The sequence below is a fragment of the Streptomyces sindenensis genome, from assembly GCF_014649035.1.
Classification (GTDB): domain Bacteria; phylum Actinomycetota; class Actinomycetes; order Streptomycetales; family Streptomycetaceae; genus Streptomyces; species Streptomyces sindenensis.
Window position 1 is genome coordinate 1 of record NZ_BMSG01000017.1, and the last position, 24665, is coordinate 24665.

Below are 24665 nucleotides of genomic sequence, written 5' to 3' on the forward strand. Positions count from 1 at the left end.
AGCCGCTCAACGATCCTCGCCACAGGCCACAGCCTATCGGGCCAATTGAGATGACTTCTTAATGGGTCGATCAGGCTTCACGCATGAACGCCTCTGCTGGTGACCTTTTCGGACTCCCTCCTGAAGACCGCACGTCGAGCTCGTACACCGGATACACGCGTGCCCACTGGGAGGCGGCCGCCGACGGCCTGCTGGAGGCCGCCTGGAAGTGGGCCACTCCTGGCGGTGCCCGGCTCGACCTGCCGGGGCCCCCGTCGCACTCGGGGGTCCGCAGCGACGGTCTGGAGGGGTACGCGCGTACGTTCCTGGCGGCCGGGTTCCGGGTCGCGGGGGCGGGTGGCAAGGACCCGAACGGTCTGCTGGAGCGGTACGCGGACGGGCTCGACGCCGGAACGCGGACGCCGGGCCGGGACGACGCGGAGTCCTGGCCGCTGATCCTCGACCACCATGTGCAGGGGCAGCCCATGGTGGAGTCCGCTTCCGTGGCCCTCGGCCTGCGGCTCACCCGGCCCTGGCTCTGGGACCGGCTGCCATCCGACGTACAGGACCGGGCGGAGCAGTGGCTGCGGGGTGCGCTGCGGCATGTTCCGGCGGGGAACAACTGGTACCTCTTCCCCTACACCGTCGCCGGGTTCCTGGAGTCGGTGGGCCGGGGTGACGCGGAGACGGCGCGGGCCCGGGAGCGGGCGTCGGAGCTGCTGGAGCGCTGGTACCGGGGCGACGGCTGGTACGCCGACGGGGACGGGCGGGCCTTCGACCACTACAACGGCTGGGCGCTGCACCTGTATCCGCTGCTGGACGCCCATCTGGCGGGCGACGAAAGGGAGTCGGCGCGCCACGGGGCGCGGCTGCGCGAGCACCTGGAGAGCTTCTCGCTGATGTTCGGCGGCGACGGGGCCCCGCTGCACTTCGGGCGTTCGCTGACCTACCGTTTCGCGGCGAGCGCGGGGGTGGGTCTGGGCGCGGTGACCGGGCACACGCCGCTCGCCCCGGGGGTCTCCCGGCGCGTGGTCAGCGGGTCGCTGCGGTACTTCCTGGAGCGTGGCGCCGTCGGGAGCGACGGGCTGCTGACTCTCGGCTGGCACGGTCCGCACGCGGCGACGCTGCAGAGCTACTCCGGTCCCGCGTCGCCCTATTGGGCGTCGAAGGCGTTCGTGGCTCTCCTGGCCCCGGACGGGCATCCTTTGTGGGCGTCTCCGGAGGAGGCGGGTCCGAGCGAGGGTCCCGACCGGGTGTTGTCCGTTCCGGCGGCGGGCTTTCTGGTGCAGTCGACGGGGGCGGACGGCGTGGTGCGGCTGCACAACCACGGCAGCGACCATGTCCGCCCGGACGAGGGCGAGTCGGCGGCCGACGACGACCCGCACTACGCGCGCCTCGCGTACTCCACCGTGACCGGTCCTACCTCGGCGGAGAACACGGCCGACAACCATCTGTCGGTGATCGTCGGCGGCGCGCGCAGCGCCCGGCGGCGTATCCGTCCGCTGGGGTCCGGGCACGGCGACGGCTGGGGCTGGGCGGCCTCCTGGCATCTGCCGGTGTTCCCGGCGGGGCCGTCCACGGTCCCCGGGCTGCGCGTGGAGAGCGTGACCGTGGCGCGGGGCCGCCATGAACTGCGGGTGCACCGGGTGCTGGGCGCGCCGGACGGGGCGCGGGCCGAGCTGACGGGCTGGGCGACCGACCCGGACGGGCCGGTGCGTTCACTGCTGCGGGGAGTGCACGGGTGGGAAGCGCCCGAGGAGGTACGGGCACCGCAGGGCACGGCGTTCGCACGCTGGGCGACCGTGCCTCGGCTCGGCGCCGAGGTGACCGGCACGGCGGTTCTGGTCGCCCTCGCCTCCCTCACCGCCGCTCCGGAGGCCGCCCTGCTGGACGGGGTGGTGGACCGGGTGGAGGTGGCCGGTGACACGGTCATCGTGCGCTGGGCGGAGGACGGGGCGCGGACACGTATCGCCTTCGGCCCTGGCGCGGCAACGGCAACGGCAACGGCAACGGCAACGGCAACAGTGACGGCAACGGTGACGGTCGATCACGGGTAGGGGCTCCCCGGCTTTTACGCGTCCGTGCGGATCACCACCACCAGCGTGCGGGGACCGTGGACGCCCTCCACCCGCTCCAGCTCGATGTCGGAGGTGGCGGACGGTCCGCTGATCAGCGTCGTCGGCCGTTCGGGCACCAGGCGTGCCACCGCCTCCGGCACGCCCGCCTCGACGGTGGAGAGGTCGACGACGCACACGTGCAGATCGGGAACGAGGGAGAGCGCCCGGCGGCCCTGGTCGGGCGAACCGTCCAGGAAGATCGTGCCGGTCTCGGCGCACGCGGCGGCCGATCCCGTGACCACCGCGTCCAGCGCGTCGAGTCGGGCGGGCGGGACGTCGGCGTGGTCCTGCCGCACCTCGCCCTCGTACCCGGCGAGCCAGCGCGCGTCCAGCCCGGCCGGCACGCCGATGCGACGCGCGCCGTGCTCCCGCAGGACCTCGCCGACGACCTCGGCGGTGCGGTCCGCCGTACAGGGGTGCACCCGTGCCTTGTAGTCGAGGAGCCGTTCGGTGAACAGGGCGAGGCGCTCGTCGTCGGGCAGGGCACGACCGGTGCGGTAGGCGCGCGGGACGACGACGGGGGGCGTCGGGGCCAGCGCCAGGGCGTCGCGGATCCGGCCCAGGACGGTGTCGCGGGCACTGCTCATGCCGTCTCCTCGCCTTTCTGCTCGCTGTTCGGGTCGGTGGCCGCCGCTCGCAGGGTGGCCCGGCCCTCCTCGGAGGCGAACCAGGAGCGGAAGGTCTCGCGAGGCGGGGCCGCGGTGTCGCGGCTGTCGCTCCAGCCGCTGAGCGGCGGGGGCAGCCGTGAGATGGTCCCGTCGCGCCCCGCGACGACCCGGCCGAGCGCGGACGCCTTCTGCGCGGCGGCGTACAGGGACGGGCGGCGCATCACGGCGGCAGCCGCCTTCATCGCCAGCTTCTCCGGTGTGAGGCCGGTCTGTTCGGTGTGCTGGTGGCGCAGCTCCACCAGCAGCGAGGGAATGTCGATCTTGACAGGGCAGGCGTCGAAGCAGGCTCCGCAGAGGCTGGAGGCGTACGGCAGGGAGCTGTTGGGGTCGTCCTTCGCCGCGTGCATGCCGGCCAGTTGCGGGGTGAGGACGGCGCCGATGGGGCCGGGGTAGGTCGATCCGTAGGCGTGGCCGCCGGTCCGCTCGTACACCGGGCAGACGTTGAGGCAGGCGGAGCAGCGGATGCAGTTGAGGGCAGCCCGTCCGATCACATCGGCGAGGGCGGCGGTGCGCCCGTTGTCGAGGAGGACCAGGTGGAAGTGCTGGGGTCCGTCGCCGGGTGTCACTCCGGTCCACAGGGAGGTGTAGGGGTTCATCCGCTCCCCCGTCGAGGAGCGGGGCAGGAGCTGGAAGAAGACCTCCAGGTCCTGGTAGCGCGGGAGGACCTTCTCGATGCCCATGACGGTGATGAGGGTGTTGGGCAGGGTCAGGCACATGCGGCCGTTGCCCTCGGACTCGACGACGGCCAGCGTGCCGGTCTCGGCGATGCCGAAGTTGGCGCCGGAGACGGCGACCTTCGTGGTCAGGAACTTCTCGCGGAGGTAGCTGCGCGCGGCGGCGGCGAGGTGGGCGGGGACGTTGTCCAGTTCCGGGTCGACGCCCGGGATCCGGTCGAGGAAGATCTGTCGGATCTCGTCCCGGTTGCGGTGGATGGCGGGCACCAGGATGTGTGAGGGCTTGTCGTCGGCGAGCTGGACGATGAGTTCGGCGAGGTCGGTCTCGTACGGGGTGATGCCGACGGACTCCAGATACTCGTTGAGTCCGGTCTCCTGGGTCGCCATCGACTTGACCTTGATGACCTCGTCGCTGCCGGTGGCCCTCACGAGGCGGGCGACGATCGTGTTGGCCTCGGCGGCGTCGCGCGCCCAGTGGACGGTGCCGCCGCGCTCGGTGACCCTGCGCTCCAGTTGTTCGAGCAGTTCGGGCAGCCGGTTCATGGCGTCGGTCTTGATGGCGGAGCCGGCGTCGCGCAGGGCTTCCCAGTCGGGCAGTTCGCCGGTGACGTTCAGGCGTTTGGCGCGGATGGTCCCGGTGGCGCGGCCGAGATTGCGGCGGAGCTGGTCGTTGCCCAGTTCGTCGCGGGCGGCGCGGGGGAAGGCCCGGTCGCCGCGGAGGTTACCGGTGCCGTACGGGGAGCGGGGCGGCGGGGCGGGCATGCCGAGGAACGTGCTCATACGGAGGCCTCCGTCAGGACGTCGGGGGTGGTGCGGGTCGCGGCGAGGATCCGGGCGAGGTGCAGGGTGCGGGTGCGGGACCGGATCCGGGAGAGGCCGCCGCCGATGTGCATCAGGCAGGAGGAGTCCCCGGCGGTGCACACGTCAGCCCCGGTGGCCGTGATGTTGTCCGACTTGTCGTGGAGCATCGCGGTGGACGTCTCGGCGTTCTTCAGCGCGAAAGTGCCGCCGAAGCCGCAGCAGGAGTCCGCCCCGGGCAGCTCGACGAGGTCGATGCCCTCGACCTCGCGCAGAAGTCGGAGCGGTTTGTCACCGACGCGGAGCATCCGCAGGGAGTGACAGGTGGGGTGGTACGTCACCCGGTGCGGAAAGTACGCGCCGACCCGGGTGACACCGAGGACGTCCACGAGGAGTTCGGAGAGCTCGTACGTCTTCGCGGCGACGGCGTCCACCCCGGCGCGGAGCGCGGGCTCCCCGTAGCGTTCGGCGACGATCGGGTGCTGGTGCCGGACGGAACCGGCGCACGAGCCCGACGGCATCACGACCGCCTCGATCGAGGCGTCCCCGAACGCGTCCGCGAAGTTACGTACCAGGGGCACGGGTTCACGCTGGTAGCCGGTGTTGATGTGCATCTGCCCGCAGCAGGTCTGGCCCGGCGGGAACACCACCTCGTGGCCCAGGCGCGTGAGCAGGATCGCGGTTGCCTTCACCGCGTCGGGGAAGAGCGTGTCTCCCAGACAGGTGGCGAAGAGTCCGATGCGCATGGGGCCTCCCCGGTCGGGTTCCGCTCGCGATTAAGGTTTCTATGGTCGGACCATACTCGGCGCGGGCTGCTGAAGGGAACGACCGGCGACGCGTGGCGTGGCCGGAGTCGGCCTGGGGCGGGACCCGCGCCCAGCCTTCAGGAGCTGCTGGGTCCGACGGGTCCGACGGGGCCGTCCACCAAGGTCCCGTGCAGGCCGCGGATATGCCACTCCACCAGGTCCGCGGCCTCCGGGCCGCTCCCCTCCCGTACCAGAGTGAGGAGCGTCCGGTGCTCGGCGTTGAGAGCGCGGGCGGTGGCCGGCCAGTCCTCGACGGCTTCCAGGGCGCGGAGGATCAGCGGCCGGACGGACTCTCGTACGGCAGAGGTCAGCGTGGACGTCAGGGCGTTGCCGGAGCTGCGGGCGATGAGCACATGGAAGCGGGTGTCCAGATCGTTGAAGGCGCTCACTCCGATCCCCGGTTCCGCCATCCCGGCCACCAGCTCCGCCGCCTCGTCGAGGTCCTCGATCGGGGCGTGGCAGGCGGCCCCTTCGAAGCTGGACCGCTCCAGGACCACCCGGGCCTCCAGAACGTCGTGGAGGCTGTAGCTGCCGAGGGCGAAGTGCAGGCGGAGCAGCCGGCCCAGGGCGTCGTCGGGGTTGCGGACGATCCGGGCCCCGGCGTCGGGCCCCCGGCCGGGCTGCGCCACGAGGACGCCGATGGTCTCCAGCACCCGCAGCGCCTCGCGCAGCGCGGAGCGGCTGACGCCGAGCACCGGAGCCAGCTCCCGTTCGGGCGGCAGCCGGTCACCGGCCCGGAGCTCGCCGGCGAACACCCGTTCCTCGATGCTGCGGAGCACGAGTTCGTGGGTACGCGACTGCTGCACGGGCTGCCATTCGACGGGCATCCGTCACTCCCTGGCTCGGCCGGATCCGGACATGCAGCCTATGTCACCCGGCGATGTGGTCGGACCTCACATCGGACCGTACATGCGTGCGGAGGTGAGTGCATGAACTGGTCGCCGAGGTCCACTCGTCGAAGGAGATCGCCGAGGCGCTCGTCATCAGCGTCAGGACGGTGGAGCGGCACCGCGCCACCCTGCTTCAGAAGCTCGGCCTCAGGGGCCGTCTGGGGCTCATCCGCCACGCGATCAGGGCCGGGCTGATCGAACCCTGACCGGGACCGGACGAGCGCACCCGGTCGGTTCATGTGATTCTCACCCGATCCGCATATGGTTCCCCCGTGACCCAGATGACCCCGCCCGGCTGGCATCCAGACCCCGGGCACTCAGGCAAAGGCCCCGCTCAGGAACGCTGGTGGGACGGAGCGCAGTGGACCGGCCATGTCCGCGCGTCGCCCGGCGCGGCACGCCGTCGCGGGATCCGCATCGGCGTCGGTGTGACGGTCGGCGCGGTGGTGCTGGCCGCCATCGCGGGCGGCATGCACCTCCTGGGCGAGGACCGTGGCGGCGGCCGGCCGGACGCCGCGGCCTCCTCGCCGTCCGCCGCACCCGATCTGCCGGGCGCACCGGACGGCGGGGACAAGGACGGCGGCCGGGGCGGCGGGGGCAACGACGGGGAGAACGGCGGAGGTCAGGGCCCGGGGCAGCAGCTCCCGCCGACCGAACCGGGCTTCGCCACGGACCTGGCCGGCGGGGTCAGCCTGCCGGTGCCCGAGGGGTGGAAGGGAACCTCCGGGGCGGTCGGCGCCGGGCTGACGACCGGTGAGCACGCGTGCCCCGGCGACACCGCCCAGACCTGTGTCCGCGGCGGCGTGTTCTCGGCCCCGGCGGCTGCTCTGAAGCTGAGCGCGGAAACCCCGGAGGAGGCGGCGAAGAAGGACATCACCGTCAACGCCACGGAATCCTACGGCGGCAAGAGCTACGGGAAGATCACCTCGCACGAGGAGCTGAAGTCCGAGGCCGTCACGGTGGCGGGCGGCAAGGGGTACGTCGTGCGCTGGAAGGTGGTGACGGAGAAGGGCGACGACGGTTACGTGGAATCGCTGGTGTTCCCCTCCCCCGTCTCCAAGAACATGCTCGTCGTGGTCCGGTCCGGGTTCGACATCAACAAGGACGCGCCGAAGTTGTCCGTCCTGGACGAGATCACGGGCGGGATCAAGGCCGCGTCCGTCGGCGGCGGAGGCACCGGCGGCGAGGTCTGACCCGGACACCGCACCACCCCGCGCCGCTCAAGACGGACGACGGCGGGCCCCGGACCGCTCCCGGTCCGGGGCCCGCTGTTCCCGTTCTCAGCCGGTGACCGTGGCGGGGTCGCTGACCCCGGTGGCCCCCGTCTCGACATGACCGGCGAAGCGGCGCAGGAAGACGGGGTCCCCCTCGGCCGTGACGGACACGTCGTACCAGCGCCTGCCCGCCCGCAGGTCGATCGTGCGCGACACCGTGGCACCGGCCCGGACGATGACCGTCTGCTCGGTTCCCCCGTAGGCGGCGGCGCCGCCAAGAGTGAGCCGGGCCTCCGTGTCGCCGGGGTTGGTGACGGTCAGGTCGAGGTCGCCGCTCCCTTCGTTGTGCCGGGCGGTGACCTCGGGGCCGACGGTCGAACCCGGGCTCCTGAACGTACGGAGGAAACCGTTCGGGCCGTGGACGGTGAGGTCGTGGGTGCCACCGGAGTACGCGGAGTTCCAGGCGTCCGTGATCGTCCTGCCCGCCTCGGCGGTGTACGTCCACGGGGCGTCGGTGCGGTTGCCGGAGGTGACGTAGAACTGCGCGCCGGCCGCCGTCCCCGGGCTGAAGGTCAGCGCGATCTTTCCGGTCCCCGGGTCGACGGCGCTGTCGACGTACGGGGCGTAGGGCAGCGGCCGGGTGGGGCGGCTGCCCGGTTCCTGCTTCGGCATCGAGCCGACGGCGGGCGGGGTGGGCCGGTAGTCAGGGTGCCGTTCGCGGTCCGGCGGCTCGTAGGCGGCGGTGTCCGGCAGGTCGCCGGGGGCGGGCTCGGTACGGGCGAAGTCGAAGGCGGAGGTCAGATCGCCGCAGACGGCACGCCGCCAGGGTGAGATGTTCGGCTCGCGCACCCCGAAGCGCTGCTCCATGAAGCGCAGCACCGAGGTGTGGTCGAAGGTCTCGGAGCAGACGTAACCGCCGGTGCTCCAGGGCGAGACGACCAGCATCGGGACGCGCGGCCCGAGCCCGTAGACGCCGGGGCCGTACGAGGAGCCGCCCGCGTAGACCTCGGTGGAGGTGTCGGCCGTGGACAGGCCCTGGCTGGCGGAGGTCGGCGGGTAGGGCGGTACGACGTGGTCGAAGAAGCCGTCGTTCTCGTCGTAGGTGATGAACAGGGCGGTCCGGCTCCATACCTCGGGGTCGGACGTCAGCGCGTCCAGGAGGCGGGCGATGTACCAGGCACCGTAGTTGGACGGGAAGTTGGAGTGCTCGCTGAAGGCCTCGGGGGCGGCCACCCAGGAGATCTGCGGCAGCTTCCCGTTCTTGACGTCGGCGGCGATCCCGTCGAAGTAGCCGCCGCCGGCCGAAACGTCGGTGCCGGTGCGCGCCTTGTCGTACAGCGGGTCGCCGGGCTCGGCGTTCCGGTAGTCGTGGAAGTAGAGGAGCGAATTGCAGCCGTAGTTGCCCCGGTAGGCGTCGTCGATCCACCCCCAGCGGCCCGCGGCGTCCAGCCCGTCACCGATGTCCTGGTAGATCTTCCAGGAGACCCCCGCCTCCTCCAGCCGCTCGGGGTACGTCCGCCAGCCGTACCCCTGCTCCTCGTTCCCGAGCACCGGGCCGCCGCCCGCCCCGTCGTTGCCGGTGTGACCGGACCAGAGGTAGTAGCGGTTGGGGTCGGTGGCCCCGATGAACGAGCAGTGGTAGGCGTCGCAGATGGTGAAGCGGTCGGCGAGCGCGTAGTGGAAGGGGATGTCGTCCCGGGTCAGGTAGGCCATGGTCGTCGGCGTCTTGGCCGGGATCCAGCGGTCGTACCGCCCGTCGTTGTACGCCTGGTGGCCGCCCGCCCAGTCGTGGTTGAGGCCCTGGAGGAACTGCATCCCCAGGTCGTCGGCGGTCGGGTGGAACGGCAGGGTCTCCTTCCCCGCCGCATCGGCCTGGTGCCAGACGGACTTCCCGCTCGGCAGCGTCACGGGCCGCGGGTCGCCGAATCCCCGGACGCCCTTCAGCGCGCCGAAGTAGTGGTCGAAGGAACGGTTCTCCTGCATCAGGACGACGATGTGCTCGACATCCTTGATCGTCCCGGAGGCTCGGTGGGCGGGGATGGCGGCAGCACGGTCGATACTGCCCGACAGCGCGGCGAAACCCGCCGTCGCACCGGCTATCTGGAAGAAGCGGCGCCGATTCATATCTGCCATGAGTGAGGGGCCTCTTGGAGTGTGGGCAACGGATTGAGGTGTGGGGAACAGAAGCGAACAGGATGCTCCAAGAGAATCGAACAGAACGGAAGGGGCCGTGACGCATCGGTTAACCCCGGCGGTACGCCGGGCACGTGTCACGTCGCCTCACGGCAACGAGCGTGTGAGCCACGCCACTTCGCCGTTCTCCTCCGTGGAGACGCGATCCCGGTGGAATCCGAGCTTCTCCAGTACCCGGAGCGACGGGGTGTTCCACGTGCCGACGGTCGACCAGAGCCGCTTGCGCCCGGTCGCCGCGGCGGCTTCCAGTACGGCGCCGGCCGCCTCGGTGGCGTAACCGCGCCCGTGCGCGTGCCGGAACAGCTCGTAGGCGATCTCGGGCTCCTCCAACGTGGTGCGGCCGATGATCAGTCCGCAGTAGCCGATGAAATCGGCTTCCTCCCGGCGCTGAACGGGCAGCAGCGCGATCCCCGTGGCCTCCGTCGCGGCGAGAAACTCCGTGATGGATGTCCGGATGCGCTCCACCGGGGGTTTCCCGTTGCCGCGTTCGGCGAGGAGGTCGCAGAACGCGGCGGCGTCGGACTCGGCCCACGGCCGGAGGATCAGACGCTCGGTCTCCAGGTGGAACGGCATGGTCGCGTATGGGGTGGCCATGCGCCCACTCTGCCCCACGGGCTCGTGGCGAACTACGGGCGGTAACCCGGTACGAGCAGTTCCCGCAGGAATCCCACGACGAGTTCGGGGTGCCCGACGAACGGGGAGTGGCCGGTCCCCCACTCGCGCACCTCGGTGCAGCGTGAGGCCATCGTCCGTTGCAGAGCGGGGTCGATGGCCCGGTCCCGGCCGCAGACGACGTACGTGGAGGGGGTGCCCTTCCAGCTGTGGTGCCGCGGAACTCCGCGTCCGCAGCCGGGGGCTTGGGGGCGGAGCAGTCCGACCGCCCGGGCGGCGAGTGGTGCGGGACAGTCGTGGTAGAGGACGTCGGCGGCCCGGTCGGGGCGCAGGCTGGTCGATCCGTCGGGCTCGGACCTGATCGCGTCCCGGAGTTCCGCGGACGCCCCGCCCAGAGCGGCCGCGCTCTCCCCGGCGTCCAGGACGAAGGCCGCCAGATAGACCAGGTGGCGTGCTCCGCGCACTCCGGTGATCACGGATCCGCCGTAGGAGTGCCCGAGCAGCAGCGGTGGTTCGGGCAGCGCGTCGACGGCGGCCTGGACCACCTGCGTGTCGGCCGCCAGCGAGCCTCGATGGAGTTCGGGGACGACGGCTTCGACGCCCGAGGACCGCAGGCGATGCGCCACCGCCTCGAAGTGCCCGGGGCGGTGGTACAAGCCGTGGACGAGTACGACGGCCGGCAGTTGACCCGCCTCCTCCCGATCATTTTCCGGGCTGGTGATCATAGGCGTCGGTCCGCACGGACGGAGAACGGAGGCAGGGGCGGGACGGTGAGGTGTCCTCAGGTGCACCTGTGCGGTGGGGGCCGCCCCAGCCCGTATCCGGGGGTCGGCGCTACTGATCTTCCCTGTGGTCCCCGGCAGGATTTCCCGTGCCGGAACTCATATCGGGGAGTGCTGATGACACCGAAGACGACGTCGAAGCTGCGCACGTGCCTGTTGGTCATAGCGGCGGCAGGCCTGATGGCATCCGCCACCACCGTTTCCGCCGTGGCGCATCCTCCCGAGAGCACGCCAGGGCGGGGCGGCAAGGACATGGCCCTTCAGAAGAGCCTCGACGCTTTGGTGAGCGAGGACAAGTTCCCCGCCGCCCTCGCGTGGGTACGCAAGGACGGCCGCACCTCCTCGCTCGTCTCCGGGTCCGCGCGGCTCGGCGAACAGGCCAAGGTCCCCCGCGACGGATACGTGCGGGCGGGCAGCAACACCAAGACGTTCACCGCGATCGTGGTCCTGCAACTGGTGGGCGAGGGCAAGGTCGCGCTGGACGAGCCCATCGAGACGTACCTGCCCGAACTGGTACGGGGCGAGGGCATCGACGGCAGGAAGATCACCGTACGGCAGCTGCTCCAGCACACCAGCGGACTTCCCAACTACACCGAGCACATCGGCCTGGAGAACTTCGCGAGGATCCAGCACAAGTTCTTCCATCCGCACGATCTGCTCGCCGCGGCTCTGGCCCACCCGGCGGAATTCGCACCGGGCGCCAAGTGGAAGTACAGCAACACCAATTACCTCCTCGCGGGCATGCTGATCGAGAAGGTCACCGAGCGGCCCGTGCAGGAGCAGATCACCGAGCGCGTGATCCGGAAGGCGGGGCTGCGCCACACCTCATGGCCGCAGCCCGGCGACCAGACCCTCCCCAGGCCCCACGCCCGCGGCTACGCGCTCAGCAGCCTGGAGAACGGCAAGGTCATCGACGCCACCCGGATGGACCCCTCGTGGGGCGGAGCCGCCGGCCAGATGATCTCCACGCCGAGCGACCTCGCCACATTCGCCCGCCTCCTCCTCGACGGAAAGCTCCTCGCACCCGAGCAACTGGCCGAGATGCGCAAGACGGTCGACGCGCCGCTCATGCCCGGGTGGCGCTACGGACTCGGCGTCGTGAGCATCCCGCTGAGCTGCGGCGGCGTGTACTGGGGGCACGGCGGCGACATCGACGGCTACGAGACCCGGGGCGGCGCCACGGACGACGGCCGCTCCGTCGGCGTGGCGGTCACCGCGCTTCCCGGAACCTTCGGCGACGCGGAGAAGAGCGCGAATGCGGTCATGTCCGCGACGGACACCGCGTTCTGTTCGGCATGATCGCCGTTGCCCAGCAGCCTTCGGGGCGGGTCCGGAGCGCCCGTCCGATCCGGCCCGGTCGCGGCGGGCGCGCACGGCGCGGGTGAGGCGTGCGATGTCACGGCCGAGCAGCCAGGGCAACCAGGGCAGCTCCGCAAGGCCCCGGCGCATCCGAGAACGCCGTGGGCGACGTCGCTGCTCGGTGAGCTGCCCCCCATGGGCGGTCACCGCGCGCCGACGGGCACCCCGACTGGCCCTGACCAGCCCCAACCGGTCACAAAATGATCAGGGCCGGTTTCGGATTGCTCCGAAACCGGCCCTGATCTACGACTGTCTCCAGTCGGGACGACAGGATTTGAACCTGCGACCCCTTGACCCCCAGTCAAGTGCGCTACCAAGCTGCGCCACGTCCCGTTGCCCGCCTGACCTGGGCTTTCCCCCTGGCCGAACGCGCATGAGAACAATACCGCACTCCGGCAGGTGGTCACCAACACCATTCCACGCTTGACCTCAACCATGGTTGATGTTGAACGCTCGGGGCCATGACGAACACCACTGCCGCACCGGCCGCCGGCCGCCTGGCCGCACCCACGCCCGCGCCCTCGCCCGCACCCGCCTTCCGGGATCTCCCCCGCCTGATCGCCCTGATGACCGGGGCGGAGAAGCACGCACCCGCCGCCCACTCCACGCTGGACGCCCTGTGGGTCCTGTACGACCGGGTGCTCCGGGTCACACCGGACACGGTCGACGATCCGGGGCGCGACCGCTTCCTGCTCTCCAAGGGGCACGGGCCGATGGCCTACTACGCCGTCCTCGCCGCCCACGGCTTCTTCGACCGGGCGCTGCTGCCCGGCTTCGGGTCGTACGACTCGCCGCTCGGCCACCACCCCGACCGGGTGCTGGTGCCGGGGGCGGAGATCGGCAGCGGGTCCCTGGGACACGGGCTGCCGCTCGCCGTCGGGACGGTGCTGGGGCTGCGCGCCCAGGGCCTCACCGATCCCCGGGTCTGGGTCCTGATCGGCGACGCGGAGCTGGACGAGGGCAGCAACCACGAGGCCATCGCCCACGCGGGCCCTGCCGGGCTCGAACAGCTCCACACCCTCGTGATCGACAACGCCTCCGCCACCCACGGCTGGCCCGGCGGGATCGCTTCCCGCTTCGCGTCCGCCGGATGGGACGCGGTGACCGTGGACGGCCGCGACCACGAGGCCCTCTACGAGGCGTTCACGACGCCCCACCCGGGCAGGCCGCTGGCCGTCGTCGCCCGCGTCGAACCCAAGAACTGACCGCAGCAGACCGAAACCGGGGAGGGACCCCTCATGGACACCATGCGTGACCGATTCATCAGCACCGCCTCGCAGCTCCTGGACGAGGAGCCACGGCTGGCCGTCGTGCTCGCCGACATCAGCGCCGACGGCTTCGCTCCGGCCCGGCGCACCCACCCGGACCGGGTGATCAACGTCGGCATCCGGGAACAGCTGCTGGTCGGAGCCGGTGCCGGCCTGGCACTGACCGGGATGCGGCCCATCGTGCACACCTTCGCCAGCTTCCTGGTCGAGCGCCCCTTCGAACAGGTCAAGCTGGACTTCGGGCACCAGGATGTCGGCGGCATCCTGGTGAGCGCCGCCGGCTCGTACGACTGGCCCGCCGGGGGCTTCACCCATATGGCACCCGGCGACGTCGCCCTCCTCGACACACTGGACGGCTGGACGGTGCACGTGCCGGGCCATCCCGACGAGGCCGAGGCCCTTCTGCGGGAGGCCGTGGGCGGCGACGACCGGGTGTACGTACGCCTCTCGCTCCAGGAGAACCGGGAGGCGCGACCGGTCGGCGGCGGTTCCGGGTTCTCCGTGGTGCGTGAGGGGAAGGGCGGGACCGTGATCGCCGTCGGCCCGATGCTCGACAACGTCCTCGCCGCCACCGAGGGGCTGGACGTCACCGTGCTGTACGCGACGACGGTGCGGCCCTTCGACGCGGCGGGGGTGCGGCGGGCCGCCGGTGCGGCCACGGACGCGGACGTGGTGATCGTGGAGCCGTACCTCGCGGGCACCTCCACCGCCGCGGCGGGCGAGGCGCTCATCGATCTGCCCCACCGGGTGCTCGGGCTGGGCGTGGGCCGCGCCGAGTTGCGCCGCTACGGGCAGATGGAGGAGCACCTCACGGCCCACGGCCTGGACCCTCGGGGCCTGCGGGAGCGGATCACCGGATTCCTGCGCCGCTGATCCGGGAACACCCCGGGGGCCCGGACGGGCTGCCGCCGCGCTCAGCCGTCCCCCTCCCCCGGCGCGTCCGGCGCCGGGGCGGTCGGCTCCGGATGCGCCGCCGCCAGCCGACGCGGGGCGACCTGCCGCCAGGAGTCGGCGAGGATGGCGGCCAGCTCGTCCGCGTCCTCCAGCGCCGCCAGCCGGACGCGCATCCACGCGTAGTGGTCGTCGTGCCCCTCACGGATGAAGAATTTCTCCGGCTCGGCGGCGATCAGCTCGGCACGGTCCTCCCGGGGGCACTTCACGCCCATCGACGTCTCGTCGTCACCGAGCGAGGCGAAGACCTTGCCCGCCACCCGGAAGGTGGGCTGCCCCCAGGCGAGCTTCTCGGTGGTGTCGGGCAGGGAGAGCGCGGCCGAGCGGACGTCGGCGGCGGTGATCGTGGCGTCAGCGGTCATACCGGCCTCCGTTTCGAGGGCCCGGCGGTGCGCTGCCGGGATTCGACCGTAGCGCCCGGTACCGACATCCACCCGCGACCGGCGCCGCACCCGACGCCCGAGAACGCGCCTCCGGACCCCGTGCGCCGCGCCCGCAACCCCACGACCACGCCCCCGCACCCGCACCCGCCCCCGCACCCAGCCCGGCATCGCACCCCCTCCGACCGCCCCGCCCCGCATCGCGCCCTCTCCCACCGCCCCGCCCTGCGCAGTAGGCCCTGCAGACCCATTGACCGCGTCGAAGAGCTGAACCTACTCTGAACGGCGTTCAGAAAGCGCTTTCTATCCCCCGCAGTCGGCTTCTACCGCACAGGGAGCGCCCCATGAGACGCCGTTCGTTACGCCGGGCCGGCCGCGTCGGCCGATCCCCCGGCGGCCCGTCCCCCCTCATCGCCGTCACCTCGCTCCTGGCGCTGGTCCTCGCCCTGCTGGCGGCGTCGCCGACCGGCGCGCAGGCGGCCGACGCGTACCGGGTGCTCGTCTACTCCGAGGTCACCAACTCCGACCACCCCTCGATCCCGGCGGGCGTCGCGGCCATCGAGAAGCTCGGAACCGAGCACGGCTTCGCGGTGGAGGCCACCGCCAACTCCTCGGTCTTCAACGACACCGACCTCGGCCGCTTCCAGGCGGTCGTCTTCAACAACACCAACTCCACACCGGAGACGAGTGACTTGCTGAACGCCGAGGAGCGGGCCGCGCTTCAGCGGTACATCCGGGCGGGCGGCGGCTGGGTCGGGCTGCACTCGGCGTCCGCCAGCGAGCGCGACTGGGAGTGGTACGAGGGCCTGGTCGGCGCGATCTTCGACCAGCACCCCGCCCCGCAGACCGGCCGGATCAAGGTCCTCGACCACGCGCACCCCTCCACCCGGCACCTTCCCGACCTCTGGGAGCGTCAGGAGGAGTGGTACAACTGGCGCACCAACCCCACGTCCACGGTGCACACCCTCGCCCAGATCAAGGTGCGCGACGGCATCGACGGGCTCGACGAGGGCGTCGACCACCCGTTCTCCTGGTGCCAGAAATACGACGGGGGCCGGTCCTGGTTCACGGCGGGCGGGCACGACAAGGCCGCCTTCGAGGAGGAGGCGTTCGTCCAGCACCTGCTCGGCGGGATCCAGTGGGCGGCCGGTGCGGCGGAGGGCGACTGTACCGCGACGCGCACCGGTTCGTTCCAGCGGACCCCGCTGGCCACGAGCGATCTGGCGGACCCGTTCGAGCTGGCCGTCGCCCCCGACCGCCGGGTGTTCTTCGCCCAGCGGACCGGCAAGCTGAAGGTGATCGACCAGGAGACGATGAAGGTCTCCACGGCCCTGGACTTCGCGTACACCCCGGAGATGACCAGCCAGTCGGACGGCCTGCTGGGGCTGACCCTCGACCCGGGCTTCGCCGAGAACAACTGGCTGTATCTGCTCTACTCCGACAAGGTCGAGAAGCGGCTGAACCTGTCCCGCTTCACCGCTGACGGCGACACCGTCGACCCTGCCTCCGAGAAACGGCTGCTGACCGTGCCGACGCTGCGCGGCGAGGGGCGGGCCAACTCGCACATGGCGGGCTCGCTCGCCTTCGACAAGGACGGCAACCCCTACGCGGCGACCGGCGACAACACCGACCCGTTCGCCTCGGACGGCTTCACGCCGATCGACGAGGGCGAGGGCCGCCGCGCCTGGGACGCGCAGATGACCGCGGGCAACACCAACGACCTGCGGGGCAAGATCCTGCGGATCACGCCCGAGGACGACGGGACGTACTCCGTCCCCGAGGGGAATCTCTTCGCCCCGGGTACGGAGAAGACGCGGCCCGAGATCTACGCGATGGGCATGCGCAACCCGTTCCGGATCACCACCGATCCGGTCAGCGGGGCGCTGATGGTCGCCGACTACGGCCCCGACGCCCGTGAGGCGAAGGCCGACCGGGGGCCCGAGGGCACGGTCGAGTACACCCGTATCACCGAGGCGGGCAACTTCGGCTGGCCTTACTGCGTCGGCGACAACACCCCTTTCAACGACTACGACTTCGCGACGAAGACGTCCGGCCCGAAGTTCGACTGTGGGGCGCTGGTCAACGACTCGCCGAACAACACCGGGCTGCGGGAGCTGCCGGCCGCCCGGCCCGCCACGGTCTGGTACGCCTACTCCGCGTGGGCCGAGTTCCCGGAGGTGGGCGCCGGGGGCGGCGGCCCGACGGCCGGCCCGGTCTACGACTACGACCCGGACAACACCTACCGCACGAAGTTCCCGGAGTACTTCGAGGGCAAGGCGCTCAACTACGAGCTGACCCGCCGCTGGTTCAAGACGTTCTCGTACCAGAGCGAGGACCAGACCTTCACCGATCCCCGGTTCGGCCCGGTGAAGGCGGGCGACCTCCAGTCGATCAACGGCATCTTCGAGGACATGGAGTGGAACCAGCCCTTCGACGCGGACTTCGGTCCCGACGGGGCGTTGTACGTCATCGACTTCGGCCTCGGCAGCGGTACGGGACGGGGAGGCAGCAACGAGGGAGCGGGGATCTACCGGATCGACTACGTCGGTGACGGCCGACTGCCCGACGCCAAGATCTCCGTCGACCGCGACAGCGGACCGGACCCGCTGACCGTGAAGTTCTCCAGCGAGGGTTCGGGCCTGCCCGGCGACCAACCGGTCACCTATGCCTGGGACTTCGACGGCGACGGCACCACGGACTCGACCGAGGCCGACCCCTCGCACACGTACACCGCGAAGGGGCTGCACACCGCACGGCTCACCGTGGCCGGCCCCGGCGAGCTGACGGCGCTCGCGGTGCGGGACATCACGGTGGGCAACACCCGGCCCGAGGTGACCATCCAACAGCCGCCGGACGGAGGCATGTTCAGCTTCGGTGACACGATCCCCTTCACGGTGAAGGTGACCGACGCGGAGGACAACGAGAGCGGGCCGATCGACTGCTCACGGGTCGTGGTGCAGTCACAGCTCGGCCATGACACCCATCTGCATCCGCTGGACAACTACACCGGCTGCACCGGAGAGATCGTCACGGACGCGGGCGACAGCCACGGCCCGGGACAGAACCTCTACTACGGGATCACCGCCCAGTACGAGGACAAGGGCGCCCCGGACGCCCCGGCACTGACCGGCTCCACCGCACTGACCCTGCGTACCTCCTTCCGTGAGGCCGAGCACCGCACGGCGACCGGCGGCGCCAACGGGGGTGCGGACACCGGGAGTCGCGCCGAAGCGTCCGGCGGGAAGCGGCTGATCGAGATCGAGCACGGCGACTGGGTCAGCTTCGACCCGGTGCATCTGAAGAAGGTCGACTCGGTGACGGTCGGCGCGTCCTCCGGCGGGCTCGGCGGCACGGTGGAGTTCCGGGCCGGCTCCCCCACCGGGGAGCTGCTGGGTTCGGTGAAGATCCCCCACACCGGCGGCTACGACAAGCTGATCTCGCCGACGACGAGGCTGAAGAATCCGGGCGGCTCGACCACGCTGTACGCGGTCTTCACCAACCCGGACTGGGCTCCCGGCAAGGCGGATCTGCTCTCGGTCGACTGGCTGCACTTCAACGGTCCGGGCGTGGAGAAGAAGGGAGGGACGACGGTGGCGCCCGAGGCCGCACCGGCATCCGGCACCGCTCCCCTGGCCGTGTCGCTGAGCAGCACGGTCAAGCCCGCCGCCGGTCGCACCATCGCCTCGTACCACTGGGACTTCGGCGACAACGTGAAGCCGTCCGGCACCGAGGGGCCCACGGCGACGCACACCTACGACCGCAAGGGCGCCTACACCGCGCGTCTGACGGTCACCGACGACAAGGGCGACACGACCACCGGCGCCGTCCCCATCGGCGTGAAGTGAATCGACGCGAAGTGAGGAGTCCCGTGGCAACGCAGCACGCGAACGGAGCCCGAAGAGCCTTCCTCGGTACGGCGGTGGGGGCGGTGGCCGCCGTCGGCCTCGGCGCGGCCCCCGCCGCCGCGACGGCCGGGCGGGGCTGCCGCCGGATCCCGCCGTCGGGGATCGGCATGCATCTGTACACCATGCGGAGCGCGCTGGCGGCGGACTTCGCGGGGACGCTGGAGCAGCTGGCGGACATCGGGTACGCGACGGTCGGCGTGAGCGGCCGGCACGGCCACTCCCCCACCGCCATACGGCAGATGCTCGACCGGACCCGGCTGAAGGCGGTGCTGGAGCACGTCGGCTACGACATCGTCACCGGCACCCGTCTTCCGCAGGCACTTCAGGACGTGCACACCCTCGGCGGCCAGTGGATCGTGGTGCCGAGCCTGCCCGGTTCGCTGCACTCGCCGGACGGATACCGTGAGGTGGCACGGCAGTTCAACCGGGCGGGTCTGGCCGCCCGGGAGTCCGGGCTGAAACTGCTCTACCACAATCACGGCAGCGACCATCAGGTGGTGGACGGCGTCAGCCTGTACGACATCCTGCTGAAGGAGACCGATCCGGAGCTGGTCGGCTTCGAGCTGGACCTGTACTGGGCGGCCGACGGCGGCTCGTCCGATCCGGGCGAACTGTTCGTCCGGCACCGGGGGCGCTTCCCCGCCCTCCATGTGAAGGACATGGCGGCGAACGGGGACTTCGCGGACGTCGGTTCGGGGATTCTGGACTTCCCGGCGATGTTCGACACCGCGCGGCAGGGCGGTGTGAGGCAGTGGCTGGTGGAGCACGACGCCCCGGCCGATCCGTTCGCCTCGGCGCGGGCCAGTTACCGGTATCTGTCCCGGCTGCGCTACTGAGCTGTCGTGTCTGCGGTCCGGCCCCGGGTGTGCGGTACGGCGCCCGGGGCCGGACCGCGCGTCTCAGCGGCGGGCGGCGAGGAACTCCCCGTACCAGGCGAGGGTGGCGTCCAGTGCCGTCTCCAGTGGGGTGGGGGTGAGTCCGTAGGCCTTCTCGATGGCGGACGAGTCGAGGATCTGCGGTTCGGTGTGCTGGTAGAACATCTCGGCGTACTCCGCCATGAAGGTCTCGTCGAACGGGCCGAAGGGGCGGGGTTCGGCGACGACGGTGAGGTCGACGGTCCGGCCCGTGCGCTGTTCGACGAGCGTGAGGATCTCCCGGGTGGTGCGGGCCGGTGCGGTGGGCAGGTGCCAGACGCGGCCGTCGGCGTCCGGGTTTTCGCCGAGGGTGGCGAGCCCGGCCGCGACGTCCTCGATGTAGGTGTAGCTGTGCGGCAGGTCGATGTCGCCGAGCGCGGGCACGGGCTGCCCCGTGAGCGCGGCGGGGAAGACGGCTCCGCCGAGCGTGGAGTTGAGGACCCCGGGCCCGACGAAGTCGGCGGAGCGCCCGAGGACGACGGGGAGCCGGCCCTCGCGGTGGGCGGCGAGATAGCGGGCGTCCAGTTCGGCCCGCATCCGGCCCTTGCGGGTGGTGGTGTTCCACGGGGTGCCCTCGGTCATCACCGCGCCGTGCGTCTCCCCGTACGGGTAGAGCGTGTCGAGCACGACGAGCCGTGCGCCCTCCGCCTCGGCGGCGCCGAGGACCGCCTCCTGGATCTTCGGCATGACCTCCACCTGGAGGTGGTAGCCGACATTGACGCAGTGGTGGACGACGGCGGCCCCGGCCACGGCGGCGCGGGCGCCTTCGGGGGTGGCGACATCGGCGGCGTACCGCTCGACGCCTTCGAGCGCGGGGCCGCTCCCCGACCGGTCGACCAGCCGGACGGGGTGGCCCCGGCGGACGAGTTCGCGGGCGAGGGCGGTACCGGCGGGTCCGGAGCCGAGGACGGTGTGGAGGGGCTGGGCAGTGGTCATGGCGGGTCCTTCAGGGCGGAGGCGACGGTGAAGCGGAAGCAGATCAGCTATAGAGACTCACTTCTGTTAGAGACCATAACTTTCGAGAGCGGTGATCGCAATAACTTTTGTTAGACCCCTTTACACGAATGGCCATCCCTGGTCGATCCGCCGACGAGGGCGAGGAGCGGCTGGTGCCGCCTCGACCGTGCTGTCGAGCCCCGGAGCGTCGGAACTCCCCGTGCTGGCGTTGGGCGAGCAGAGACAACCGGGTCTGTTGCGGACCAGAAGTGGGGGTGAGTTGATGACTGGCGTGGAGACCGCTGCCGTGTGCAGTACCCGCCGGACCGTCCTCACGTCCCGGGCCCCGGTCTGACCTGACGGTCGCCCTCACTGATGACGCCTGGGACGAGGCGTGCTCGCACGCCTGCCACCTCAGCGCGGTACCGGACCGATTCCGTCTCGGATCACGCGGGCCGAACGCGGTGCCGGCGAATCGGCCGAGCGGACCGGCGCTGTTCCGGCATCCTGAGGCATGCCGGAACAGCGCCGGCCCGCATGTCTCGGGCCCTCGCCACGCTCCGGACAGAGACCGCCGTGCGGCACGAGCACGGCGGCGACCACGACTTCGCCGCCCACCGCCAGCCCAGCCCCAGCCCCACGGCCTCGTTCCTCACACCCCCGAGAACGGATCCCCATGACCACCTGGACCGCCCGCCCCGAAACGACGTCCGACATCGCCGCCATCCGCGACATCAACCTCGCCGCCTTCCCCACCTCGGGAGAAGCCGACATCGTCGACGCACTGCGCGCCGATCCGAAGGCATGGATCGACGGACTGTCCATGGTCACCGAGGGCTCCGACGGCACCCTCACCGGGCATGCGCTGCTCACCCGTTGCCACGTCGACGGCGCGCCGGCCCTCGCCCTGGCCCCCTGCGCGGTACGGCCCTCCGCCCAGCGCACCGGTGCCGGCTCCGCCGCCATCCGTGCCGCTCTGGACGCCGCCCGCTCCCTGGGCGAGAACCTCGTCCTCGTCCTCGGGCACCCCGAGTACTACCCGCGGTTCGGCTTCACCCCCGCCTCGCGCTTCGGCATCCGCGCACCGTTCGACGTACCCGACGAGGCCATGATGGCCATGGCTCTGGACGACACCCGCCCGGTCCCCACCGGCACCATTCGGTACCCCGCCGCATTCGGGGTCTGACCCCCGTCCGTGGCGCCCCGGCGGCATCCGCCCCGGGGCGCCCGGGACCCGGCAGACCGGCGGGGCGGCCGGCGGGCGGCCCTCCACCGTGTCGCCCTCAGTCGTGTGCGGACACCGCCCCCAACAGATCGCGGATGTGTGCCGCCGCCGCCCGGAACTCCGGTCGGCCCAGCGTCTCGCCGTAGTCGCGCTCGGCGGGCAGGCCCACCTCGATGATCTCCGTGACGGTGCCGGGGCGCGGGCTCATCACCACCACCCGGTCGGCCAGGTAGACCGCCTCCGAGATCGAGTGGGTGACCAGCAGGACGGTGGTTCCGGTGGTGCGCCAGATGCGGTTCAGCTCGGTGTTCATCTGCTCGCGGGTGAGGGCGTCCAGCGCGCCGAAGGGCTCGTCCATCAGCAGGACCGGCGGTTCGTGCAGCAACGCCCGGCAGAGCGCGACGCGTTGCTGCATCCCGCCGGAGAGCTCGTGCGGGTAGGCGTCCTCGAATCCGCCCAGTCCGGTCATCCGGATCAGCTCGTCGGCCCGGGCGCGCGCCACGGCCGTTTCCATGCGGCGGATCTCGGCCTGGAGCAGGATGTTGCGCAGCGCCGAGCGCCACTCCAGCAGGGCCGCGCGCTGGAAGACGTAACCGATGTCGTGCCGGGGGCCGGTGACGCGCTCGCCGCCGAGCAGGACGTCCCCCGAGGAGGCGGTGAGCAGACCGGCCACCAGTTTGAGGAGGGTGGACTTGCCGCACCCGGACGGTCCGACGATGGCGACGAACTCCCCCGGCGTCACGTCCAGCGAGACATCGCTGAGCGCGGTGACATCGCGCTTCCTGCTCCGGAACCGGACCGCCACGTCCGCGAGCCGGACCCCGGCCGCCGGGCCCGCCCCTGCGGCCGGGGAGCGCGGTGTCGTCTGCTGCTTCGGCATCGTCATCCCTTCAGAGCCGTCTTCGTGTCCCAGTACTCACCGACGGCCTTCGGCTGGGTGACCATGCCCGCCTCGGCGAACACGTCGATGGTCTGCTGCCAGTCCGCCTCGGTGTTGACGCCTGGCGCCTTGCCTTCGGTCGCCGCCGTGTGGAGCAGGGTCAGCGTCGTCGCGAACTGCTCGGACAGCACGGTCTGCGGCGGCAGTTGCTCGGAGGCGCCCTCCATGGCCGCAACCGCCGGCTCGGGCGCCTTCGCGGCGGCCGCCCAGGCCTCGCTGACCGCCTTCACCATGCGCTCCGCCACCTCCGGCCTGGAGCTCAGGATCTTCTGACCGGCCAGCAGCCCGTTGGAGTAGAAGTTCAGGCCGTGCTCGGAGAAGCGGAGGTAGGAGACCGGCTTCTTGGCCTTGTCCTGCATGGTCGGACCCTGATCGCTGGCGTACCCGAGGAGGCCGTCGGTCTTTCCGGAGATCACCGCGGCGATCTTGCCGGCCGGGTCGGTGTTCTGGACGGTGACATCGGAATCCCCGATGCCGTTCTTCTTCAGGAAGATCGGGAAGGTCTTGGACAGCGCGTCCCCCGCCGTCCCGGCGATGGTCCGCCCCTTCAGGTCGGCGGGCCCCTCGATGCCCTTGGCGTCGAAGGACTGCACGGAGGCCGGGGTGGTCTGGAGGAAGACGCCGAGGCTCTTCACCTTGACGCCCTGGTCCACGCCCGCGAGCAGGGCCGGGGTGTCGGCCCAGCCGAAGTCACTCTGCCCTGCGGCCGTCGCCTGGACGGTCTTCTGGGAGCCCTGGCCCGCCCGGATGTCCAGGTCGATGCCGTGCTTCTCGAAGATCTTCTGCTGCTTGCCGTAGTAGAACGGCGCGTGTTCGCCGTACGGATACCAGTTGAGCGTCAGCGTGACCCTGTCCAGCTTCTTGCCGGAGTCACTGGTGCTCGTCGAGGCGTCCTCGCCGCCGCAGGCGGTGGCCACCAGGACGAGGGGGACGACACCGATCAGGAGTCTGCGCGCATGCATGGGCTGGCCCTTCTCACGAGGAGGTCGGTGCGTGGGTCAGAACGTGGTGGTGGCCGAGGTGTCCCGGCGGCTGGCGTGCCACGGCAGGAGCAGCTTCTCGGCGATCTCGACGACGACGAACAGCACGACGCCGATCAGCGACATCACCAGCAGCCCCGCGAAGAGCATCGGTGTGTCGAGGTTGCCGTTGGCCTGGAGGATGACGTAGCCGAGCCCTTCGTTGGCCCCGACGAACTCGCCGACGACCGCGCCGGTCACCGCGAGGGTGACGGCCACCTTGAGCCCGGAGAACAGATGCGGCAGGGAGGCCGGGAAGCGGATCTTCACGAAGGTCTGCCAGGGCTTCGCCCCCATGGTGGCGGACAGTTGGAGCATCTCCGGGTCGACGGCCTTGAGCCCGGTGACCATCGAGATCACCACCGGGAAGAAGGCGATCAGCACGGCGATGAGGATCTTGGGCGCGATGCCGAACCCGAGCCACACCACGAAGAGCGGGGCGATGGCGATCTTCGGCACGACCTGGGCGAAGAGCAGAATCGGGTAGAGCGTGCGCTCGACCGTCGAGGAGTGGACCATCACGACCGCGGCCAGCACCCCGACGACGACCGCGATGGCGAAGCCGAGGAGCGTCTCGTACGTCGTCACCCAGGTGTGCTGCCAGAGGTACCCGGCCTTGGAGGTCAGGACGTCGAGCGTCGCACCGGGCGACGGCACGAGATAGGCCTCGATCAGCTCGGCGGCCGCGATCACCCACCAGACCACCAGGGCGGCCAGCAGCAGGGCGAGCGGCCGCCAGCTCTGTTCCGCCGCGCGGACGAGCCGCTCCCCGGTCGTGGGACCGGCCCTGCGGGCGACCCCCGCCGCATCGGCGGGGCGCTTGCTGAGCGCGCTCTGACTCACGGTGAACTCCCTGAACTTAGGGGCCAGTTGTGAAGAGCTGTGCAATGCTGCGATGCTGCCGTCCGGACCATGAAGGCGCTTTCAGAAAGCGCTTTCTGGTAAGGTGCCGCCACGCTAATGACTGCTCCCGCGCACGGTCAAGAGGTCGTCCCGAAGTTTCGGGGCCCTGCCACCACCGCACCCCTGGGGGTC

At 71.1% G+C, this 24665-nt stretch carries 20 protein-coding genes, 1 tRNA gene and 1 pseudogene; 9 read left to right on the forward strand and 13 right to left on the reverse strand.

Translation table 11 applies throughout. The features are described 5' to 3' along the window. Positions 1-83 precede the first annotated feature (83 nt). Positions 84-2036 (forward strand): DUF2264 domain-containing protein, encoded by a 1953-nt coding sequence (locus IE145_RS19135; RefSeq protein WP_229825666.1) that lies wholly within the window; start codon positions 84-86, stop codon positions 2034-2036. Positions 2037-2050: 14 nt separating this feature from the next. Here IE145_RS19135 and IE145_RS19140 read toward each other — a convergent pair whose 3' ends face one another. The 4 genes from IE145_RS19140 to IE145_RS19155 all read right to left on the reverse strand — a co-directional run bounded on the left by IE145_RS19140 (position 2051) and on the right by IE145_RS19155 (position 5869). Next, on the reverse strand, positions 2051-2683 hold the full coding sequence (locus IE145_RS19140) for a LutC/YkgG family protein (protein WP_189526486.1): 633 nt from the start codon (positions 2681-2683) through the stop codon (positions 2051-2053). Further along, positions 2680-4218 (reverse strand): lactate utilization protein B, encoded by a 1539-nt coding sequence (locus tag IE145_RS19145; protein ID WP_189526488.1) that lies wholly within the window; start codon positions 4216-4218, stop codon positions 2680-2682. The genes IE145_RS19140 and IE145_RS19145 overlap by 4 nt, the downstream gene beginning before the upstream one ends. Next, positions 4215-4982 (reverse strand): (Fe-S)-binding protein, encoded by a 768-nt coding sequence (locus IE145_RS19150; protein WP_189526490.1) that lies wholly within the window; start codon positions 4980-4982, stop codon positions 4215-4217. Before IE145_RS19150 ends, IE145_RS19145 begins: the two co-directional genes overlap by 4 nt. Positions 4983-5119: 137 nt before the next feature. Then, entirely contained in the window at positions 5120-5869 is a 750-nt protein-coding gene (locus tag IE145_RS19155; protein WP_189526492.1) for a FadR/GntR family transcriptional regulator, read from the reverse strand. 104 nt (positions 5870-5973) lie between these two features. Here IE145_RS19155 and IE145_RS19160 point away from each other — a divergent pair. Continuing rightward, positions 5974-6138, forward strand: a pseudogene (locus IE145_RS19160) (LuxR C-terminal-related transcriptional regulator); the annotation flags it as partial. 75 nt (positions 6139-6213) lie between these two features. Continuing rightward, positions 6214-7125, forward strand: coding sequence for a DUF2510 domain-containing protein (locus IE145_RS19165; RefSeq protein WP_189526697.1), 912 nt, complete (start codon positions 6214-6216; stop codon positions 7123-7125). An 87-nt stretch (positions 7126-7212) separates the two neighbouring features. On the opposite strand, the gene IE145_RS19170 is transcribed toward IE145_RS19165, so the two are convergent. The 3 genes from IE145_RS19170 to IE145_RS19180 all read right to left on the reverse strand — a co-directional run bounded on the left by IE145_RS19170 (position 7213) and on the right by IE145_RS19180 (position 10634). Continuing rightward, the gene (locus tag IE145_RS19170; protein ID WP_189526494.1) at positions 7213-9279 is read right to left on the reverse strand and encodes a phosphocholine-specific phospholipase C; all 2067 of its coding nucleotides are present in this window, start codon (positions 9277-9279) and stop codon (positions 7213-7215) included. Between the two features lie 147 nt (positions 9280-9426). Further along, a complete protein-coding gene (locus IE145_RS19175) occupies positions 9427-9933 on the reverse strand; it encodes a GNAT family N-acetyltransferase (protein ID WP_189526496.1) in 507 nt (168 codons plus the stop codon). Between the two features lie 32 nt (positions 9934-9965). Then, on the reverse strand, positions 9966-10634 hold the full coding sequence (locus IE145_RS19180) for an alpha/beta hydrolase (protein WP_189526699.1): 669 nt from the start codon (positions 10632-10634) through the stop codon (positions 9966-9968). A gap of 216 nt (positions 10635-10850) precedes the next feature. Between IE145_RS19180 and IE145_RS19185 the strand changes: the two genes are divergently transcribed. Then, complete coding sequence (locus IE145_RS19185) at positions 10851-12032, forward strand: serine hydrolase domain-containing protein (RefSeq protein ID WP_189526498.1); 1182 nt, start codon at positions 10851-10853, stop codon at positions 12030-12032. A 319-nt stretch (positions 12033-12351) separates the two neighbouring features. Here the strand turns inward: IE145_RS19185 and IE145_RS19190 are convergent. Next, positions 12352-12425, reverse strand: a tRNA-Pro gene (locus IE145_RS19190). A gap of 128 nt (positions 12426-12553) precedes the next feature. Here IE145_RS19190 and IE145_RS19195 point away from each other — a divergent pair. Together IE145_RS19195 and IE145_RS19200 are read left to right on the forward strand one after the other, a co-directional pair. Next, positions 12554-13297, forward strand: a complete 744-nt coding sequence (locus IE145_RS19195; RefSeq protein WP_373296606.1) for a thiamine pyrophosphate-binding protein — start codon at positions 12554-12556, stop codon at positions 13295-13297. A 33-nt stretch (positions 13298-13330) separates the two neighbouring features. Next, complete coding sequence (locus tag IE145_RS19200) at positions 13331-14233, forward strand: transketolase family protein (protein WP_189526501.1); 903 nt, start codon at positions 13331-13333, stop codon at positions 14231-14233. A 41-nt stretch (positions 14234-14274) separates the two neighbouring features. Here IE145_RS19200 and IE145_RS19205 read toward each other — a convergent pair whose 3' ends face one another. Beyond that, positions 14275-14673, reverse strand: coding sequence for an MmcQ/YjbR family DNA-binding protein (locus IE145_RS19205; protein WP_189526503.1), 399 nt, complete (start codon positions 14671-14673; stop codon positions 14275-14277). A gap of 362 nt (positions 14674-15035) precedes the next feature. Here IE145_RS19205 and IE145_RS19210 point away from each other — a divergent pair, with 362 nt between their 5' ends. Next, the gene (locus IE145_RS19210; RefSeq protein ID WP_189526505.1) at positions 15036-18536 is read left to right on the forward strand and encodes a ThuA domain-containing protein; all 3501 of its coding nucleotides are present in this window, start codon (positions 15036-15038) and stop codon (positions 18534-18536) included. A gap of 167 nt (positions 18537-18703) precedes the next feature. Next, positions 18704-19432, forward strand: coding sequence for a sugar phosphate isomerase/epimerase family protein (locus tag IE145_RS19215; RefSeq protein ID WP_229825681.1), 729 nt, complete (start codon positions 18704-18706; stop codon positions 19430-19432). Positions 19433-19495: 63 nt separating this feature from the next. Here IE145_RS19215 and IE145_RS19220 read toward each other — a convergent pair whose 3' ends face one another. After that, positions 19496-20446: an NAD-dependent epimerase/dehydratase family protein gene (locus IE145_RS19220; protein ID WP_189526507.1), complete on the reverse strand. Its 951-nt coding sequence runs from the start codon at positions 20444-20446 to the stop codon at positions 19496-19498. Between the two features lie 676 nt (positions 20447-21122). On the opposite strand from IE145_RS19220, the gene IE145_RS19225 reads away from it, so the two are divergent. After that, positions 21123-21632 (forward strand): GNAT family N-acetyltransferase, encoded by a 510-nt coding sequence (locus IE145_RS19225; RefSeq protein ID WP_189526509.1) that lies wholly within the window; start codon positions 21123-21125, stop codon positions 21630-21632. A 97-nt stretch (positions 21633-21729) separates the two neighbouring features. Here IE145_RS19225 and IE145_RS19230 read toward each other — a convergent pair whose 3' ends face one another. From IE145_RS19230 to IE145_RS19240, 3 genes are read right to left on the reverse strand one after another with little or no spacing between them, the layout of a single operon-like run. Further along, positions 21730-22557, reverse strand: a complete 828-nt coding sequence (locus IE145_RS19230) for an ABC transporter ATP-binding protein (RefSeq protein WP_189526511.1) — start codon at positions 22555-22557, stop codon at positions 21730-21732. After that, positions 22554-23573, reverse strand: a complete 1020-nt coding sequence (locus IE145_RS19235) for an ABC transporter substrate-binding protein (RefSeq protein WP_189526513.1) — start codon at positions 23571-23573, stop codon at positions 22554-22556. The genes IE145_RS19230 and IE145_RS19235 overlap by 4 nt, the downstream gene beginning before the upstream one ends. A 36-nt stretch (positions 23574-23609) precedes the next feature. After that, positions 23610-24473 (reverse strand): ABC transporter permease, encoded by an 864-nt coding sequence (locus IE145_RS19240; RefSeq protein ID WP_189526515.1) that lies wholly within the window; start codon positions 24471-24473, stop codon positions 23610-23612. Positions 24474-24665 lie beyond the last annotated feature (192 nt).

Coding starts and splice junctions, on each gene's coding strand:
- IE145_RS19140 (WP_189526486.1), bottom strand. CDS start 2,683: ATGAGCAGTGCCCGCGACACCGTCCTGGGCCGGATCCGCGACGCCCTG.
- IE145_RS19135 (WP_229825666.1), top strand. CDS start 84: ATGAACGCCTCTGCTGGTGACCTTTTCGGACTCCCTCCTGAAGACCGC.
- IE145_RS19200 (WP_189526501.1), top strand. CDS start 13,331: ATGGACACCATGCGTGACCGATTCATCAGCACCGCCTCGCAGCTCCTG.
- IE145_RS19185 (WP_189526498.1), top strand. CDS start 10,851: ATGACACCGAAGACGACGTCGAAGCTGCGCACGTGCCTGTTGGTCATA.
- IE145_RS19150 (WP_189526490.1), bottom strand. CDS start 4,982: ATGCGCATCGGACTCTTCGCCACCTGTCTGGGAGACACGCTCTTCCCC.
- IE145_RS19165 (WP_189526697.1), top strand. CDS start 6,214: ATGACCCCGCCCGGCTGGCATCCAGACCCCGGGCACTCAGGCAAAGGC.
- IE145_RS19175 (WP_189526496.1), bottom strand. CDS start 9,933: ATGGCCACCCCATACGCGACCATGCCGTTCCACCTGGAGACCGAGCGT.
- IE145_RS19210 (WP_189526505.1), top strand. CDS start 15,036: ATGAGACGCCGTTCGTTACGCCGGGCCGGCCGCGTCGGCCGATCCCCC.
- IE145_RS19225 (WP_189526509.1), top strand. CDS start 21,123: ATGACCACCTGGACCGCCCGCCCCGAAACGACGTCCGACATCGCCGCC.
- IE145_RS19155 (WP_189526492.1), bottom strand. CDS start 5,869: ATGCCCGTCGAATGGCAGCCCGTGCAGCAGTCGCGTACCCACGAACTC.
- IE145_RS19170 (WP_189526494.1), bottom strand. CDS start 9,279: ATGGCAGATATGAATCGGCGCCGCTTCTTCCAGATAGCCGGTGCGACG.
- IE145_RS19235 (WP_189526513.1), bottom strand. CDS start 23,573: ATGCATGCGCGCAGACTCCTGATCGGTGTCGTCCCCCTCGTCCTGGTG.
- IE145_RS19145 (WP_189526488.1), bottom strand. CDS start 4,218: ATGAGCACGTTCCTCGGCATGCCCGCCCCGCCGCCCCGCTCCCCGTAC.
- IE145_RS19195 (WP_373296606.1), top strand. CDS start 12,554: ATGACGAACACCACTGCCGCACCGGCCGCCGGCCGCCTGGCCGCACCC.
- IE145_RS19205 (WP_189526503.1), bottom strand. CDS start 14,673: ATGACCGCTGACGCCACGATCACCGCCGCCGACGTCCGCTCGGCCGCG.
- IE145_RS19215 (WP_229825681.1), top strand. CDS start 18,704: ATGCATCTGTACACCATGCGGAGCGCGCTGGCGGCGGACTTCGCGGGG.
- IE145_RS19220 (WP_189526507.1), bottom strand. CDS start 20,446: ATGACCACTGCCCAGCCCCTCCACACCGTCCTCGGCTCCGGACCCGCC.
- IE145_RS19230 (WP_189526511.1), bottom strand. CDS start 22,557: ATGACGATGCCGAAGCAGCAGACGACACCGCGCTCCCCGGCCGCAGGG.